This window comes from Burkholderia singularis, from assembly GCF_900176645.1.
GTDB classification, from domain to species: domain Bacteria; phylum Pseudomonadota; class Gammaproteobacteria; order Burkholderiales; family Burkholderiaceae; genus Burkholderia; species Burkholderia singularis.
Window position 1 is genome coordinate 1 of record NZ_FXAN01000077.1, and the last position, 15,871, is coordinate 15,871.

Here is a 15,871-nt window from a genome sequence, read left to right on the forward strand (position 1 = left end):
AGGACGGCGCCGCTACCGCGGCACCGTCAGATAAAAAACTGGGGAAAATTACTTCGACGAAAGTGGGGAGTATCTATCCGACGCTGACAAAGTTAACCGCATGCTGTCCTACCCGTACCTTCAACTGGGCCGTTTGGCCCAGGTCGAAGCTGCTGTAGGCGTAGGCGTCCAGCAGTTCGAACCCCTTGAATTTGGACAGATTCGTGTCGAAGTGACTGTCGTCGAGCTTCGTATAGGGCGTGAAGCCGTTGCTGGGCGCGCCAAAGGATACGCTCCCCCTGCTGTAGCGCAAGTCATCCCATACCTTGGCGCGCAGCACCACGCCGGTGCTCCCCTTGTGCACGTCGATGTCGCCTACCACTCGCAACAGATCCGTAAAATTGTTGCCCTTGCCGAAGTTATTGTCGGTGGATTGCGTCGACGCGGAAGCCCGCCCACCGTTACCGATGCCGATCAGATCCGGATCGGGGTTCTTCATGCGCCAGCCACTGGTGTATGACGCAGTGAGCGACCACAGGCCCTCGATACCGTTGCCGAAGTCGATGGTGCCCGCATGCGCGGCATGCATCCCTCCCCAGGCGAGGTATACCAGCGCCGCCAAGCGAGAAAGCCGCGCGACCGGGAATCTCGCGGTGCGACGCAGCGGCGGCGTCACGATCTTCGACATGTTCATGTTGTCTCCCTGTATCTTCGATGTTCTGCACGACATCTCAGAATCCTTTTTACGTGACTGGCTTTGCGGTCCATTCGGCACACGCATCCGCCCCGACGGATGTTGGATAATTTACAAATAAATACGGCAATCAACATCGTCACTTTCGACGATTCGAAACCAGATAATTCGACGCAAGATGGCGCATCGGATTCGTCGTTTCCGACGGCCCATGCGTGCATGAACATTCAAAGCATCCTTTTGAGAATGCCGTCTCGCTCGATGAAGTGATGCTTGAGCGCAGCACCGATATGGAGCACGACGAGTATGAACAGTCCGTAGCAAGCATTCTTGTGGAAGAAGTACCAGTGGTTGGTAACGGAGCCTTTGGAGAACGGCGTTGCAACATGAAAAAGCCCGAAGAACCAATAACCGTCGGGCACCATCAGGATGCCGCCCATGAGCACAAAACCCGTTATTGCGTAAATGAGCGAATGGACGATACGCGCGATCGCTTGCTGCGTTCGTCGAATCGTGGTGACTGGCGCGACTGGCGGGCGAAAGAACGACCAGATATAGCGAACGGGGAACAGCGGGACGAGACAAGTCGCGAGCGACATGTTCAGCGTTGAGACGAAGCGCCGTATCACCAGGTTCTCGATTAAATGTAGCGAGAACCCGGTGATCATCGTGTACAGAATGATCGCTGCGAAGATCCAGTGCAGTGCGCGAGTTAAGCCGTCATACCGGCCGGCGGGAGAATCGGGATCGGGGTTCCGAGTGCGCCGGCCATCGTTGCAAAGCATGTTGAACGAGCCCACGGTCTCGACATCGCCTCCTAGATCGGTGGTGTCCGCCTGCCTGGCATGCAACCTGCCCCAGGTGATATACCTCTGCGCCGACAGGAGCGAAAGCCGCCTAACAACGAATCCGGCTGCGCGGCATGATGCCGACGCCACAGCGGTCTTCGTTGCGCCCATGTTGTCTCCTGTTTGTTCGCTGTTCCGAACGGACACCTTGAGCTTCCGCTGAAATTTCGCCTTCCATGAGGTCGTGTATAAACTCGACGGAAAGGAAGGGGATCAGGCATGTTCAAGGTACCGAAACAGGTGTACACGGCGGAGTTCAAGCTGGCCGCCGTTCAGCGTGACATCTGGACCGACGAGGGTTGGCTGTATCTGGCCGTGGTGCTCGGTCGGTTCAACCGAGAAGGGGTGGGTTGGTCGATCAAACCGCGCATGACGGCGGATCTCGCGACGCACGCGCTGACAATGGCATGGTTTCGCCGCTGTCCCGCCCCCGGCGCGCCGTGCCATTCGGAGCGCGGCAGCCAGTCTGCAAGCCACGAGTTCCAGCGGAGGCTGGCTGCCTACGGCATGCGTTGCTCGATGAGTCGCAAGGGGAAATGGTTGGGATAACGCACCGACGGAAAGCTTCTTCAACAGCTTGAAGAACGAACGGGTTCACGCCACGCGCTACCGGACGCATCAGGACGCGAAGGCCGATCTGTTCGAATACATCGAAGTGTTTTACAACCGCAGTCGTCGAGATTCGTCACTCGGCTTGGTTTCTCCGCAGCGGTTCCTTCGGGACTGGGTCAAAGCTCAGCAGACCAAGGATGCCGCTGCATAACTCGGGACCGTTGGAAGGCGAAAAACCGAGGGAAGCTCACTACACGCGCCAATGCATTCGTCTATGCGCTCCACGTGCCCACGGTCGCACCGATCGTCGGCGCTTACTTGGCGCTTTCTGCCTGTCGCGCTTGACTGCTTCGCCCGCCGCAGCGGCACAATATGCAGTCGAGGCAGCCGCAGCGTCGGAAGCAACGCAATCGACGAGCGTCAATGCAACGACCCATCAGTCGGACGTCCATTTCAGTTTCTGACGTGTCGGCAGCCTCATCGAACGGGCCGAACGGCCTCCTCCTCAATAACGGAAAACGGGAGCATGAAGTGAAGAAAGGAATTATCGCGTTGCTCGCCGCGGCGAGCGTGGTCGGCGCGCTCAGCGGGTGCGTCGCTTACGGTCCGGGTGCGCCGGTCGTCGTCGCACCACAGGGAGGCCCGGGGAACGGGTTCTGCCCGCCCGGACAGGCAAAGAAAGGCAATTGCTGATTACACGAGGCCCGCGTACAGCGGGCCTCTTTTCATGTTTCGCATCGGCAGACAGGCACTGCTCCACTGGCAAGCGGTGAAAAACAACGCAGCTTGTCCGGTTACATACGCTCCCAATCTGCCTGCGCCCGTCACTCCAATGATGCCGTAACGCCTGCGTCTCATACGCCAAGGACCAACTGGAATGCTATCTGACAACCGACGGCGAAGACCCTCAGCAATGGCCTTCGAGATGGTCGTGGCATAGTTCGAGATCCTGACTGCTTCGATGCCGGCTTCGAGATGCCGGTGAAACGGGCCCCGCCGACGCTTGCGCCGGCCTTGCCGCAAGCGTTCCACCGCGCGCAGGTCATCGCGCGTGAACGGCGCGCCGCGTCAGCAGGGGGTACGCCGCACCCATGCGCGCTGACGCGCGGCAACCGCCTCGGCGGATTCACCGACGAGCTGCCGATATACGCCGGGCGCGCTCGCCCCTTCCGTGTTGATGACCAGCACGTGCGAATGCACGCCCAACCCGGCTGCACGCGCCAGTTCGCTGTCCCGCATCAGCGTCGCGACGCCCGCGTATCCCGCCGCGCCCGATTCGCCCGCAACGAGCGGCACATCGCGCGCCGAACCCGCTGCCAGCGAGCGCATTGCCGCGATCGCGTCGTCATCGCCGATCGTCATGAAATGGTCGATGCATCGCGCGAGAACCCGCCACGCCAGCGGCGATGCCGCACCGCACGCGAGGCCGGCCATGATCGAATCGATCGAGCCGGACGCCTTTGCGGCATGCCCGGCGATCGCGCTCTGATAAAGGCAATCGGCCTGCCGCGGCTCGACCACGACGCAATTCGGCCGCGCGGCGCCATAGCGCTCCCACAGATAGCTCGCGACGCCGGCCGCCAGACCGCCCACCCCGCCCTGCAAAAACACATGCGTAAAAGCCGGCCGGCCCGGCTCGCCGCGCAGTTGCGCGACAATTTCGGCCGCAATCACGCCATAGCCTTGCATCACGTCTCGCGCAATGATCTCGTAGCCTTCATACGAAGTGTCCGAGATGACTTGCCAGCCGTTCATCGCGGCAAGCCGTGCGGCATGCTCGACGGATTCGTCGTAATTGCCGTCGATCCGGACGATCCTCGCGCCGTAGCCCGCAATCGCCCGTTCGCGCTCGATATCGACATTTGCATGAAGCACGATCACGCATTGGCAACCGATTGCTTGCGCCGCCGCGGCCAATGATCGCCCATGATTTCCGTCGGTCGCGCAGATAACGGTCAGATTCGCGAGCCTTGGCGCATACCGCCCCATGATCAGCGCGCGCGGCTCGATGTCACGCGCTTGCGGCTCGCGCATGATGGCGCGCATCAATGCGATCGGTGCGCCCAGCGCCTTGAAGCTCGCGAGCGGCGAACGCTGCGATTCGTCCTTGACGCTCAGCCGCGCGATGCCCAGCCTCGCCGCGGCGTCCGGCAAATCCCGCAACGGCGTGGCGCCGCGGCTGATCTGATCCCAGTGCGACAGCCACGCGCCACATTCGTGCGCCGACTCGATATTGAGGAGGCACCGCAATTCCTCCGGGTACGCGATGCGGGAAGACTGAGGGTTGGCAAACAACATGTCGAAACGGCTCCTTGCTGTTGCGCGGCCTGGCACTGGGCCGCGAATCGAATGTGTTGGTATGGATCGCTTGCGTCCGGCTCCCGTCGACCAAGATAACATTGCGGCGCGGTCGTCGCTCGGGCGCGGGGCGGCGGCAGCCTGGCGATCCTCACGCCGCGCGAAAGTCGCGCGCAGGCAGATCGATTGGCTCGATGCGATGAAACCGCGCTGCCGTGCGATGCCCGCCGGTTCGTGCGTGCCGCCGCGTCGACGGCACGTGAAACTGGCGGGGACTTCTTACTGATTCGGACAGTGAAGGATTTGGATCGGTACAACGAACTCACGCTTCGATTGCTTTTTCGAACCGCAACGTCAACCACTTCAAGACGCCGATCGCCATGATCCGCGCCGGGATTGAGCCGGACGCGCCGGCCGCTCTCGGCCATTGACACCGCGCTGCGTGCGCGGCGCGCCCGATATTCTGTTATCCGAACCAAGCGGCCGCCCCGTCCGGCGCGCACCGGCGAATTGATATCGGTCAAATCGCTGCCCGGCCAGCACGTATCTGTCCGATTAGGACAAGATTTCTTCGGAAAAACCGCCGCCAATCCACGTAAGATTGACGACGCAGCGAACTTGCATCCTCCCATCCAATCGCACTAACGCTTCGTTCATCATGCTCAAAATCACTAAGGCGGTATTCCCGGTCGCGGGTCTAGGCACGCGATTCCTGCCCGCCACCAAGGCGAGCCCGAAGGAAATGCTGCCCGTCGTCGACAAGCCGCTGATCCAGTACGCTGTCGAGGAAGCCATCGCCGCCGGCATCACCGAGATGATCTTCGTCACCGGCCGCAGCAAGCGCGCCATCGAAGACCATTTCGACAAATCCTACGAGATCGAGGCCGAACTCGAGGCTCGCGGCAAGGAAAAACTCCTCGAACTCGTGCGCAGCATCAAGCCCAGCCACGTCGACTGCTTCTACGTCCGTCAGCCCGAAGCCCTCGGCCTCGGCCACGCCGTCCTCTGCGCCGAGAAACTCGTCGCCGACAACCCCTTCGCCGTGATCCTCGCCGACGACCTGCTCGACGGCCGCCCGCCCGTCATGAAGCAGATGGTCGACGTCTTCGACCACTATCACAGCTCCGTGATCGGCGTCGAGGAAATCCCCCCAGCCGACACCAAGTCCTACGGCATCGTCGACGGCAAGGAATGGGAAGATTCGATCATCAAAATGTCGGCCATCGTCGAGAAGCCCGCACCCGACGTCGCCCCCTCCAATCTCGGCGTCGTCGGCCGCTATATCCTCAAGCCGCGCATCTTCGACCATCTGCGCGCCCTCAAACCCGGCGCCGGCGGCGAGCTTCAGCTCACCGACGCCATCCAGGCTCTGCTCAACGACGAGCAGGTGCTCGCCTACAAGTATCGCGGCACCCGCTTCGACTGCGGCAGCAAAATCGGCTATCTCAAGGCCACCATCGAATTCGCCCTGCGACACCCCGAAGTCAAGGACGAGTTCGCCGCTTATCTGCGCGAGCGCGTACCACTTGCGCCACGAAATGCGCTGGTTGCGCCGGCTGCATCGGAACGCTTGCCCGTCGAATCGGTTTGACGTTTAATCGGCATCAGCCGGAGCGCGGGGCTGCCGTGTCGCGGCCCCGCGCAGTTTATCCGCGCCCGCCGCAAGGCCGGCCGCGACGATCGCCACGCCGACGATCGCGCCGCCCGCGGCAAGGCGGCCAAAAAATCGAAACGATCGCGTCAATTTTTCCAACATGATGATTCCATCCGCTTCGATAATGGGCCGGTGTCTCACGTCAAGCGCAGCGATCGCGACCCCGGCTCGACAATTCACCGCTGCGCTGCCTCCCGCCTCCGGTACGGCCGATCCCGCTGCCGGCGCCACGGCAGGCCAATGCCGCCCGCGCAGGCGCTCGTTCGCGGCGTGCGGCAGGCTCGCGGCGCGCGTCGCCTACATCGCCGCGCCGCTCGTGTTCGCGGCGACGCAGGCCCACGCGCAGCCGCCTGCACTCGCGCCAAACCAGCCGCTGCAAGTCGGCGTGCAGGTCAAGCTCGGCGAATTCAGCTCAACCGATGCGACACGAATCCGCGCGGTCGGCTTCGACTTCGTCCGCCTGGGCGTCTGGATCGACCGGCTAAGCGACGTAGCGTACCAGAGCCGGGTGAAGGCGGCATTCGCCAACGCGCGCGCGGCCAGTCTGCCGGTATTGATGACGGTGCGCGCGGTGGACTCCGTCTCGCCGGCCGCCGCCTCCACGCCGGCGGCGCTCGAGCAGGCGGGCGCGAAATTCGGCGCCGCTGCGGCGGCGCTCGCGCGCACTTATGCGTCGCAGTTGCTCGCCGTCGAACTATGGAACGAGCCCGATCTCGGCAAGTACTGGCCGACCGGCAACGTCGAACAAAACTTCGTGCCTTACATGCGCGCCGCGTGCCAGCAACTCGGCCCGCGCGGACAAAGACCCGCGCCCGTCGTCGGCTTCGGTTTCGCGCACGCACCGTCGCCGGGCTCAATTGCCGACGCGCTGCTCGGCCAACTCGCCACGGCCGCACCCGACTGCCTGGATGCGATCTCGTACCACGCCTACGGCATGACCGAGCAAGCGATCCGTGCCACCAGCAAAGACGCCCATGCACGCTATCGCCTGCCCGCCGTGATCACCGAATGGGGCACACCGTCGCTGATCGTCAACGGCGGCGATGACGCGCAAGCCGATCGGCTCAAGGCGTTTCTCGCCGAGCTTCCATCGGTCGGCACGCCCGTCGTGTCGATCTACGAATGGAAGAATACGGCCAACGGCGGCAACAGCCGCGAACGCAACTTCGGATTGGTGACATCGAGCGGCACGGACAAGCCCGCGCTGAATGCCGCGCGCGGCGAATTACGGATGCTGCTGCACCATGCCGGCGCGGCCGCGGCCGGCAACGGCAACGGCAACCGCTGACCCGCGGCGAAAGGCGCATGCGCAGCCTAAGGGCGATGCGCGCCATGCACGCGCGCTGCCGCGCGTTTGCGCCAGTGCCGCGCCAATAGCGGCTCGACAGCCGCCTCAATCGCACCGCCGGCCCGCCAGCGGCCCGGCCCTGCCGACACGCCCAACCGGCAATCGATCCGAAAACTGCTCCAACGGTCGCTGGGCGGACTCGCGCCGAGCGCGCGCAAATCGGCTTAACCGCCGTCCTGCATGGACGATGCCCGTGAGCGGCGCAAGCTCGACGGCCAACGGCATCCGCACTGCCGGCGAACCTCGCTCGCGCACGGATAGCCTGAATCGCGCGCATTTCAATAGGCGGCAAGCTATAGATCTTTAATGTTCGACGAAACCGAAATATCAAAACTCTCCGCTCGCCCGTCATTTCTGCTCTGGCGCAGACCATCAGAAACTTGTCTTTCGCACAGCCATATGCGGTTTCGCATTTAAAGAACCGTGGAAATCGGACTTGAGTATTCTGGCCACACCTATCGATCCTATTATTTTCGGGAACGGTAAAAGTCAACTCGAGGACCAATCGGCATGATTAATTTTCACGGAATCAGCGCACACAATACGGCAGGCCCGCTTCCGGCGGGTTCGGCGCTGATCGACAACTACAATTTCATCGGCTCGTATCTCAACAACAGCGCTTTTGCGACCGATGTAAAAAACGCGGCCCAATCTCCCTGCGCCACTGAGCGCGCAAAAATAATAAATGGCTATGCGAATATCGGCGCCGCGGGCCTGGTCGGCGACGGCGCCGGGCTTCACGGCGTGAAGCTGAGTACTGATCATGGATCGATCCAAGCGCAAATGGATCGCGACGGCACCCTTTTCAACAAGAAAGGCGTGAGCATCGGCAAAATGAACCCCGATGGCTCGATCGTTCTGAACAAGGCGAACAGCCGGGAAGCCAGCATTCTTTCTGGAGCCGAGCATCAGAACACACCGATTCATTCGGTCTTTCAGCTTCTCAGCCCCGCTTGGACGCTCGCCGGGCTGGCAAAGTACGCCTTTCACAAACTGTTCGATAAAGAACCGCCTCCCGGACGGCGGATTTTTAATGCCACGGAAATCACAGTGTCGGGCGGCGACCTGCCAGGCACTAGCGCAGACACCCGGGATATCTATGGAACCTTTGCCAATGCGCCGTGGATCGAGCTGGTAGGGAATAACGATGCGTCGCGGGCATTTTAAAATCGCGCGTCGCGGGCAACGATCGGGCGCTTTGCATTGACGTCCGGCCGGCGGGATACGAACCGCCGAGCGGCATCGCCCACACCACGCCGCATGCGGGCACTACCCCCGCGGCCGGAGCCGAGCTCGATGCCGGCAACAACGCCGGCGCAGCGCGCGCCGGCGTCCGATGTGCCCGGTCAGCCAGCACCGGGCACGGCCGCCGCGGCACGCGAGTCGCCCGCCCGCCGGCGCGCCGCGCTCAACGCGGTCATCGAATACAGCGCAACGCTCGACAGGTGGCGCGTATAACTGCCGAGATCCGGTTCGAACAACATCGACACCGCGACATGGCCGATCACGAAGCAGCCGAGCAGCGTCTGCGCGCGCGACGCCTGCGGCTGACCGAGCGCCGGGCCGACGGCCAGCACGATAAAGAGCTGCATCGCCAGTTCCTTGATGCCCGGCGAAAACAGCCAAGCGAGATTGAGCCGGCCGAGCGCGTACAGATAGTCGCCGACGAAGCCCGCGAACGACGACGGATCGAGCGGGTTGTAAAAACTCGTGCGCGCACCGTAAGGCGATTGGTAGACGAGATAATCGACCGCCATGTCGCGAGAATGAAGCAGCGCGACATAGACGCTGCCCGGCAACAGAAACACCGCGAGCAAAGCTGTCGCGGCCCCGGCCAGCCTCCATTGCAGCGGGCAGTTCCGCCAAGCATACGCGCCGAAGCCGATCACGGCGATCAGCGCGAAATAGCTGCGCACGAGCGCGGCATAGGCGCCGTAGCAGAGGAGCGCCGTCAGCATCGCGCGCCGCGGATTGTCCCGGCATGCCGCGTGGGCGACGAACAGCGAAATCAGCACGACGAGCGTGTCCTTGCTTGCGACGAACAGATTGAAAAACACGCAAGGCATCGATAGCACCAGCGCCGCCGCCATCAGGCCGAGCCGGTTCGCGCGGCACAGCATCGCCCAGATGAAGCAGGCGCCGATCCCGATCACGAGCGCATCGACGAGCGGACCGAACATCGCATAGAACCTGCCGACCGCGTCGAACGACGTGCCGGCGTAGGTGTCCGCGCCGCCCATCTGCGCCTGGATCTTGTCCGCGTCGCGAAAGATGAATTCGGGCAGCAATGCGCCCGCCTTCGCATACACGAGCGCGTACATCAGCACGTACAGCGCCGCAACCGTGCGCACGACGCCGCGACTCAATACCGGTCCGCCCATCAGCCATTTACGCAACATGCCGTCCCTCCCGAGCTTCGCGGTGCACGGCACCCGGCGCGGCAGGCCCCGCCTGCGCATCCCATGCGGCGGCGACGCCGGCGCGCGGTACCGGCCCGGCCGATCCAGCCGACGCGCAAGGCGCGCGGCGCCGGATCACCCACGCAAGCCAACCCGCTATCGCCACACTCGCGCATAGATGGGCGAGCGCCGCGCCCGTCGCACCGAAACGGCCGATCAGCAACCAGTCGTTCGCAATCGACAGCGCGCCAAGCACGGCCATCCCGGACGCGACCCGCCGCCCTTCGCGCAGCGCGACCGCCGCGACCCACGCGATATCCGCGATCGAACGCACGACGAACGATACGAGCAAAGCCGCGAGCACGAACGTGCCGTCCGGCCCCGGCGTTTCGTGCGCGAGCCGGAAAATCGGCGCGCCGAGCACGGCGATCACCCCGCTCAGCGCGAGCGTCAGCGCGCCGGCGCGGCCGACGAAGCGCATCACGAGCGGCACGAACTTCGCGGGCGCATCCGATGCCGCGCGGGCCAACACGGGCGCGGCCATCACGACGAGCACCGCATACGATACGGTCTGCACCGAATTGGCGATCGACCAGCCGAACACATAGCGCCCGAGTGCGTCGTGTCCGAGCAGCCGGTCGGCGACGAAACGCTCGCCGTATTGCATCGCCGACAGCAGCACCGCACCGACGTAAAACGCCGCGCCGTCGCGCCACAGGCGCCCTGCTGCCGCCGCGCCGCGTTTCGCAGGCCCGGCAGGCTCGGCGTGCTCGACATGTCCGGCGTGCGGACCGGGCGGTTGCGCCGCGCGTGCAAGCCGCGCGATCGAGGCCCACGCCCAAACGATCACGACGGCGTTCGCGCCAGCCCACATCCACAGCACTGTCTCGATGCGGCCGATCCAGCCGGCGGCGAGCCCCGCGATCGCGAACGCGGGCCAGAGGCCGGTGCGCACGAACATCATCCGGGCGCCGGCGTCGGTGCGGTGTAGCGAGAACACGTAGGAATTCGCCTCGAATGCGTAATGTTCGGCGATCACCACCGCGAGCACGGCCGCGCCCGCCGATGCCGTCGACGCGCCGAACCACGCATATGCATCGGTACAAAGCGCGCCAGCGGCTGCGACGAGCGCATAAAACGCGGCGTACACGCCGCCGATGCGGCGCGCGTCGCGGATCGCCTCGCGCGGCTCGGCAGCGGCGAGGCGCCGGTTGATCTCGGCGCTGAAGCCGAGCCCGAACAGCTTCGACGCGATCACCGACGCGGCCACCGCGAGCCCATAATCGGCAACCGCGCCGAAACCCAGCACGCGCGCGACGACCAGCGTCAGCGCGAACTTCGCGCCGAGCGCCGACACCCTGAGCAAAAGACGCGTCAACATGCGGCCGCGCGCTCCCGCGTGCGCGGCTGCGACACGCGCGCCGCGTCGCGCAGCGCCGCGACGATGCGCTCGCGTTCAGTGCGGATCGCGCCCACGCGGCGCGCCGCGACCGCCCAGAACCGCTCGATCGCCCCGGCCGCGAAGATGCGCGCGACCACCGGCATCGCCGCAAAATCCGCCGCGTTGACGACCCAGTCGTCGACGCCGAGATCGCCGTATGCGCCGAACCCCTTGCGTTCATAGCTCAAATGGAACGCGGGCACGCCGTCGAGAATCGATTCGAGCGCGCCGTGCAGCCGCACCGAAATCACGACGTCCGGCCGGTCGTGCGCGAGCAGATGCCGCAGCGACGGCGGCTGGTCGATGCCGAGCCGCCGGTAATAGGCGGCGTCGTCATTGCCGCGCCCGGTGCTTTGCACGGCGAAGCTCACGCGGCAGCGCGCCTGCAACGCCGCGATCAGCTCGGCGCTGGAGCGCCGGTATCGATCGAGTTGCGCCGCGTTCCAGCTCGGCGCCTCGCGCAGCACCATCGCCACGTGGCCGACCGGCCCCGCCGCCGCGCGCGCGGCCTGCTGCGTCAACGCACCGCCGCGCGCGCCGAACTCCAGCACCGCGAGATCGGGCGCGCGGCGCGTGTTGGCATTGCCTTTCAAAAACTCGAACGAGCGATCGTCGCGCACGAACACGCCCGAGAATCCGCCGAGCAGGCCAGCCAGATGCTGGCCGAGCGCGCGCGACACGAACTCCGAGCCCGCGCTCGCCGGCCCGATGCTCTGCGGCAGATACACGGCCGGCTTGCCCGAAGCGCGCGCGGCACGCATTTGCAGGATATGCCCGGCCTCCAGCTTGAGCGCCTCGGTCGCATTGCGCGCACGCAGATAGCCGCCGCCCACGCCGACGATCAGATCCACCGAATCGAGCAGCCGCGCAAGCTGCCGCGCGCCGCGCGTGGACGCGCACGCCAGCAGGTTCGCCGACGCGACGACCCGCGTGAAGCCGCGATCGGCAATCACCGGCGCGCCGAGCACGGAGTCGTAATCGGCGAACGAAGCAGGATCGGCCGCGACGATCGTGACGCTGACGTCGTCGCCGAACGCCTCGCGCAGCAGCTTGACGGACAGATCGACGAGCAGGCCGTCGCCCGAATTACGTCTGCTATATGCGTGCAGCAGCGCCACATGCTTGACTCGATTCATCGTGAACCTCCATTGAGAACGTCGTGATACAGCTCGAGAGTGCGCCGCACCATGCCCGAGGCGGAAAAATGCGCAATCGCGCGCGTACAGTTCGCGGCCATCCGCGCGCGCGCCGCGCCGTCCTCGAACAGCGTGCCGAGCGCGCCCGCCAGCGCGGCCGGATCGTCGACGTTGTCGACGACGATGCCCACGTCGTGGCGGCCGACCACTTCATCCGCGCCCGCCACCCGCGTCGTGACCACCGGCAAGCGCGCCGCCATTGCTTCGAGATACACGTATGGAAAGCCCTCGTAACGGCTCGGCAGCACGAACGCATCGAACGCCGAAAAGTAGCGCCGCGCATCCTGCACGCGGCCGATCAGCTTGAGATTCGCGCTCAGCGCGGCCGCGCCGCACCCCGCTTGCGCGGCGAAATCGCCGATGCCGATCACTGCGATCTGCAAGCGCGCGCCGTAGCGTTCGTTGAGCCTCGCCGCCGCGGCGACGAGCCGGTCCACGCCCTTCTGAAACGAAAAGCGGCCGACGAAACCGACGGTGAATGCGTCGCCCGCGATGCCGAGCGCCGCGCGCGCGGCATCGCGACTCAACAACGCGAACCCCGGCACGCCGTTGTGAATCGTGCGGACTGCGCGCGCCGGAATGCGCAGGCTGCCGGTGGCATGACGCGCCTCGTCGTCGGACACGGCGATCACGCGATCCGTGCGCCACTTTCCGAACAGCGTCTCGATCGAGCCGTACAGCCAGCGCGAGCCCGGCGACAGATACGGATTGAGCGTGTAGAACGCATGCGGCGTATACACGTGCCGCCACGCGCCGATGCATGCGCGCGCCAGCACGCCCGCCTTCGAGCTGTGGCTGTGAACGATATCGGGCGCGATGCGCGCGAGCGCGCGAAACACGTCGACATAGGCGCGCGCATCGCGCCACGACACCGCGCGCTGCATCGGCACGCGCACGACCGACGTGCAGCGCCGCAAGATGGCGTCATGGAGAATGCTTGTGTCGAAACGCGCGCCCGTCGGGCCAATCAAATGGACCTCGATGCCGGCGGCGGCGAGCCCGTCGATCAAATCGGCGACATGCACGGCCACGCCGCCGCCCGCCGCCTCGACGACGAGCGCCACGCGCAGTCGCCGCCCTGCGCGCTGCGCAATGTGCGCGTGCCTGCGCGCGGGCGCGGCCTGCGCCGCCGCGTCGGCCCGCTCGGCCGCCTCCACATGCAGCCGGCCGCTCATCGCGCGCCTCCGCCCGAAAGCCTGCGTGCGATGCGCCGCAACACGCCCGGCGCCGGCGCGTCGGCGGCGTAGCGATATTCGACATAGCGATAGTGTCCGTAGCGCCCGCCGTAGCGCCCCAACGACGGCGTGAGCCCGTTCATGACGACGCCGTGCGGCCGCAGGCCGCCGTGCGCGAGCCGTTTGAGCGCTTCGCGCAGATCGCCCAGCCGGGTCTGCGCCGCGCGCGCGACCAGCAGCACGGCCGACGCATGACGGGCGAGGATCGCCGCATCGGTGGCCGCCAGCATCGGCGGCGCGTCGATCAGCACATAGTCGTAACGCTCGCGCAGCGACGCGATCAATGCGCCGAGCCGCTCGCTGAGCAGCCATTCGCCCGCGTGCGGCAGCAGCGCGCCCGTCGCGATGAAATCGACATTCGGCACGACGCCGCGATGAATCACGTCGTCGCCGTCGAGCCGGCCTTGCAGCACGGTCGACAGGCCGGGTTCGCGGATCACGCCGAAATATTGGTTCAGGTAACCGCGCCGCAAGTCCGCATCGACCACGATCACGCGCTGGCCGCCCGCGCCGAGTACCGCCGCCAGATTCGCGAGCACGAACGACTTGCCCGCGCCCGGCTCGGCGCCCGTCACCACAAGCGCGGTGCGCTCGCCGTTGAGCTTGGAGAAACGCAGCGCGGTACGCAGGCTGCGCAGGCTCTCGATGGTCGGATCGTCGGGCGCTGCGCTCGCAAGCAAATGCGTGCCGGCAAGCTTTGCCTGCGCCGCGCGGAAGATCGAGCGCTGCTCGGCCGATAGCGGCACCGTCGCATAGACGTCCAGCCCGAGCGCGCGTTCGATCTCGTCGGGCGAATTCACGCCGCCGAACAGCAGATCGCGCGCGAACGCCAGCACCACGCCCAGCACGAGCGCGCCAAGCGCCGCGCCCGCGATCACGAGCGGCCGGTTCGGCTTGACCGGTTCCTGCGGCACGATCGGCATATCGACGACCCGCACGCTGCCGACCTTGCCCGCCTTGACGAGCTGAAGCTGCTGCGTGTTGTTCAGCAGCGCCGTGTAGAGATCGGTGTTGACGCGCACGTCGAGCATCAGCCGCGCGGCTTCCTGCTGCAAATCCGGCAGGCGCTTGATTTGCGCGTCGAAGCCGCCCGCCTGCGCATCGAGCGTCGCGATCTGCCGGTCGATCGCGACGAGGCTCGGGTGCGCGGAATTGAAACGCGTCGCCAGTTCGTCGCGCTTTTGCTGGAGCAGCAGCCGTTGCGTCTGCGCCTGCGCGCTCTGCTGCAGCGCGAGGCGCGCTTCTTCCGGCAGATCGACCGTGCCGTTCGCGTTGCGCATCTTCGTGTAGCGCGCCTCCGAGCGGTCGAGCTGCGCCTTGAGCAGCGGAAGCTGATCGTTCAGGAAGGCGAGCGACTGGGCCGCGTCGGCGGATTTGCGTTCGATGTTCTGCCGCACGTATTGCTCGCCGATCTCGTGCAGCAGCGCGCTCACGCGCACCGGGTCGTCGCCCGCGAGCGTCGCGATGACGACGCCGGATTGCTTGATCTTTTCCTGCACGTCCAAACGGGTCTGCACGTCGTCGATCGTCTGCGCGCGCGAATTGCGAATCAGCGTGAAGCGCGTGCCGGGCTGCGCATCGAAGCGTTCGACCTTCAGCACCGCGGTGCCGTAACGCGTCGGCACGCTCGTCAGTTCGCCGACGCGGCCGCGCACCGGCTGCGCCAGATCGTCGCCCGTGAGCGTCCACGCGCCGCCCCGCTCCACGCTCAGCGCGAACGTGTCGCCTTCGGCGTCCTTCGGCACGTCGAAGCGCTCGATCGCCGCCTGCTCGCCGCCCCACGCGTAGCCGCCGAGCCCGAACACGCCCGGCGCCGTCACGCCGCTGTTCAGCCGCGACACGAAATCACCGATCACGGGAAAGCGCTTCGGCTTGACGTCGATGTAAAAGCGCAGCCGGTCCACCGCGCGCGTGACCACGAGCCGCGATCCGACGATCTGCGCCTCGGCCGCCGCCGACGATTTCACGTCGAACAGCGACGACACGTCGCCGAGCAGGCTCTTGGCGGCCGACGTATCGGGGCTGTCCTCGATCTGGATCATCATGTCGGCCTGATACTTGGGATGCGCGAGAAAGGCATAGGCGGTGCCGAGCAGCAGGCCGAGCACGGTGATCGCGGCGATCGACCAGCGATGCGCGAGCAGGATGTCGAGCACGCCGACCAGATCGAGTTCGTCGCGCGCGTCGTGACTGTCGTGGCGGGTCTCTGGAATGGATGACATAAGTG

The 15,871-nt window shown here is 65.5% G+C and carries 11 protein-coding genes and 1 pseudogene; 4 read left to right on the top strand and 8 right to left on the bottom strand.

Annotated features, from left to right (window positions below):
• Window positions 1-73 precede the first annotated feature (73 nt).
• Entirely contained in the window at window positions 74-673 is a 600-nt protein-coding gene (locus BSIN_RS17130) for a DUF1302 domain-containing protein (protein WP_159935998.1), read from the bottom strand.
• A gap of 227 nt (window positions 674-900) precedes the next feature.
• A complete protein-coding gene (locus tag BSIN_RS17135) occupies window positions 901-1,632 on the bottom strand; it encodes a cytochrome b (RefSeq protein ID WP_256583842.1) in 732 nt (243 codons plus the stop codon).
• A 171-nt stretch (window positions 1,633-1,803) separates the two neighbouring features.
• Here BSIN_RS17135 and BSIN_RS17140 point away from each other — a divergent pair.
• Window positions 1,804-2,284: pseudogene (locus tag BSIN_RS17140) on the top strand (IS3 family transposase); the annotation flags it as partial.
• 857 nt (window positions 2,285-3,141) lie between these two features.
• Here BSIN_RS17140 and BSIN_RS17155 read toward each other — a convergent pair.
• Window positions 3,142-4,371: a diaminopropionate ammonia-lyase gene (locus BSIN_RS17155; protein WP_089341395.1), complete on the bottom strand. Its 1,230-nt coding sequence runs from the start codon at window positions 4,369-4,371 to the stop codon at window positions 3,142-3,144.
• Between the two features lie 658 nt (window positions 4,372-5,029).
• Here BSIN_RS17155 and galU point away from each other — a divergent pair.
• The 3 genes from galU to BSIN_RS17180 all read left to right on the top strand — a co-directional run bounded on the left by galU (window position 5,030) and on the right by BSIN_RS17180 (window position 8,540).
• Window positions 5,030-5,962 carry a UTP--glucose-1-phosphate uridylyltransferase GalU gene (gene galU, locus BSIN_RS17165; RefSeq protein ID WP_089341397.1) on the top strand — a complete coding sequence of 311 codons (933 nt, stop codon included), beginning with the start codon at window positions 5,030-5,032 and terminating at the stop codon, window positions 5,960-5,962.
• Window positions 5,963-6,149: 187 nt separating this feature from the next.
• Entirely contained in the window at window positions 6,150-7,313 is a 1,164-nt protein-coding gene (locus BSIN_RS17170; protein WP_256583843.1) for a glycoside hydrolase family protein, read from the top strand.
• 570 nt (window positions 7,314-7,883) lie between these two features.
• Window positions 7,884-8,540, top strand: coding sequence for a hypothetical protein (locus tag BSIN_RS17180; protein ID WP_089341399.1), 657 nt, complete (start codon window positions 7,884-7,886; stop codon window positions 8,538-8,540).
• A 179-nt stretch (window positions 8,541-8,719) separates the two neighbouring features.
• Here BSIN_RS17180 and BSIN_RS17185 read toward each other — a convergent pair whose 3' ends face one another.
• Genes BSIN_RS17185 through BSIN_RS17205 form a run of 5 tightly spaced genes read right to left on the bottom strand, consistent with a single transcriptional unit; the run spans window position 8,720 to window position 15,866 of the window.
• A complete protein-coding gene (locus BSIN_RS17185) occupies window positions 8,720-9,772 on the bottom strand; it encodes a hypothetical protein (RefSeq protein WP_089341419.1) in 1,053 nt (350 codons plus the stop codon).
• Window positions 9,762-11,153 (bottom strand): lipopolysaccharide biosynthesis protein, encoded by a 1,392-nt coding sequence (locus BSIN_RS17190; protein WP_256583844.1) that lies wholly within the window; start codon window positions 11,151-11,153, stop codon window positions 9,762-9,764. The genes BSIN_RS17185 and BSIN_RS17190 overlap by 11 nt, the downstream gene beginning before the upstream one ends.
• Window positions 11,147-12,349, bottom strand: coding sequence for a polysaccharide pyruvyl transferase family protein (locus tag BSIN_RS17195; RefSeq protein WP_089341401.1), 1,203 nt, complete (start codon window positions 12,347-12,349; stop codon window positions 11,147-11,149). Before BSIN_RS17195 ends, BSIN_RS17190 begins: the two co-directional genes overlap by 7 nt.
• The gene (locus BSIN_RS17200) at window positions 12,346-13,584 is read right to left on the bottom strand and encodes a glycosyltransferase (RefSeq protein ID WP_089341402.1); all 1,239 of its coding nucleotides are present in this window, start codon (window positions 13,582-13,584) and stop codon (window positions 12,346-12,348) included. Before BSIN_RS17200 ends, BSIN_RS17195 begins: the two co-directional genes overlap by 4 nt.
• Entirely contained in the window at window positions 13,581-15,866 is a 2,286-nt protein-coding gene (locus BSIN_RS17205; protein WP_089341403.1) for a polysaccharide biosynthesis tyrosine autokinase, read from the bottom strand. Before BSIN_RS17205 ends, BSIN_RS17200 begins: the two co-directional genes overlap by 4 nt.
• Window positions 15,867-15,871 lie beyond the last annotated feature (5 nt).

Excerpts from the sequence above, each read along its gene's own strand:
- BSIN_RS17190 (WP_256583844.1), bottom strand. The coding sequence starts at position 11,153 with ATGTTGACGCGTCTTTTGCTCAGGGTGTCGGCGCTCGGCGCGAAGTTC.
- galU (WP_089341397.1), top strand. The coding sequence starts at position 5,030 with ATGCTCAAAATCACTAAGGCGGTATTCCCGGTCGCGGGTCTAGGCACG.
- BSIN_RS17180 (WP_089341399.1), top strand. The coding sequence starts at position 7,884 with ATGATTAATTTTCACGGAATCAGCGCACACAATACGGCAGGCCCGCTT.
- BSIN_RS17200 (WP_089341402.1), bottom strand. The coding sequence starts at position 13,584 with ATGAGCGGCCGGCTGCATGTGGAGGCGGCCGAGCGGGCCGACGCGGCG.
- BSIN_RS17130 (WP_159935998.1), bottom strand. The coding sequence starts at position 673 with ATGAACATGTCGAAGATCGTGACGCCGCCGCTGCGTCGCACCGCGAGA.
- BSIN_RS17170 (WP_256583843.1), top strand. The coding sequence starts at position 6,150 with ATGGGCCGGTGTCTCACGTCAAGCGCAGCGATCGCGACCCCGGCTCGA.
- BSIN_RS17205 (WP_089341403.1), bottom strand. The coding sequence starts at position 15,866 with ATGTCATCCATTCCAGAGACCCGCCACGACAGTCACGACGCGCGCGAC.
- BSIN_RS17195 (WP_089341401.1), bottom strand. The coding sequence starts at position 12,349 with ATGAATCGAGTCAAGCATGTGGCGCTGCTGCACGCATATAGCAGACGT.
- BSIN_RS17185 (WP_089341419.1), bottom strand. The coding sequence starts at position 9,772 with ATGTTGCGTAAATGGCTGATGGGCGGACCGGTATTGAGTCGCGGCGTC.
- BSIN_RS17135 (WP_256583842.1), bottom strand. The coding sequence starts at position 1,632 with ATGGGCGCAACGAAGACCGCTGTGGCGTCGGCATCATGCCGCGCAGCC.
- BSIN_RS17155 (WP_089341395.1), bottom strand. The coding sequence starts at position 4,371 with ATGTTGTTTGCCAACCCTCAGTCTTCCCGCATCGCGTACCCGGAGGAA.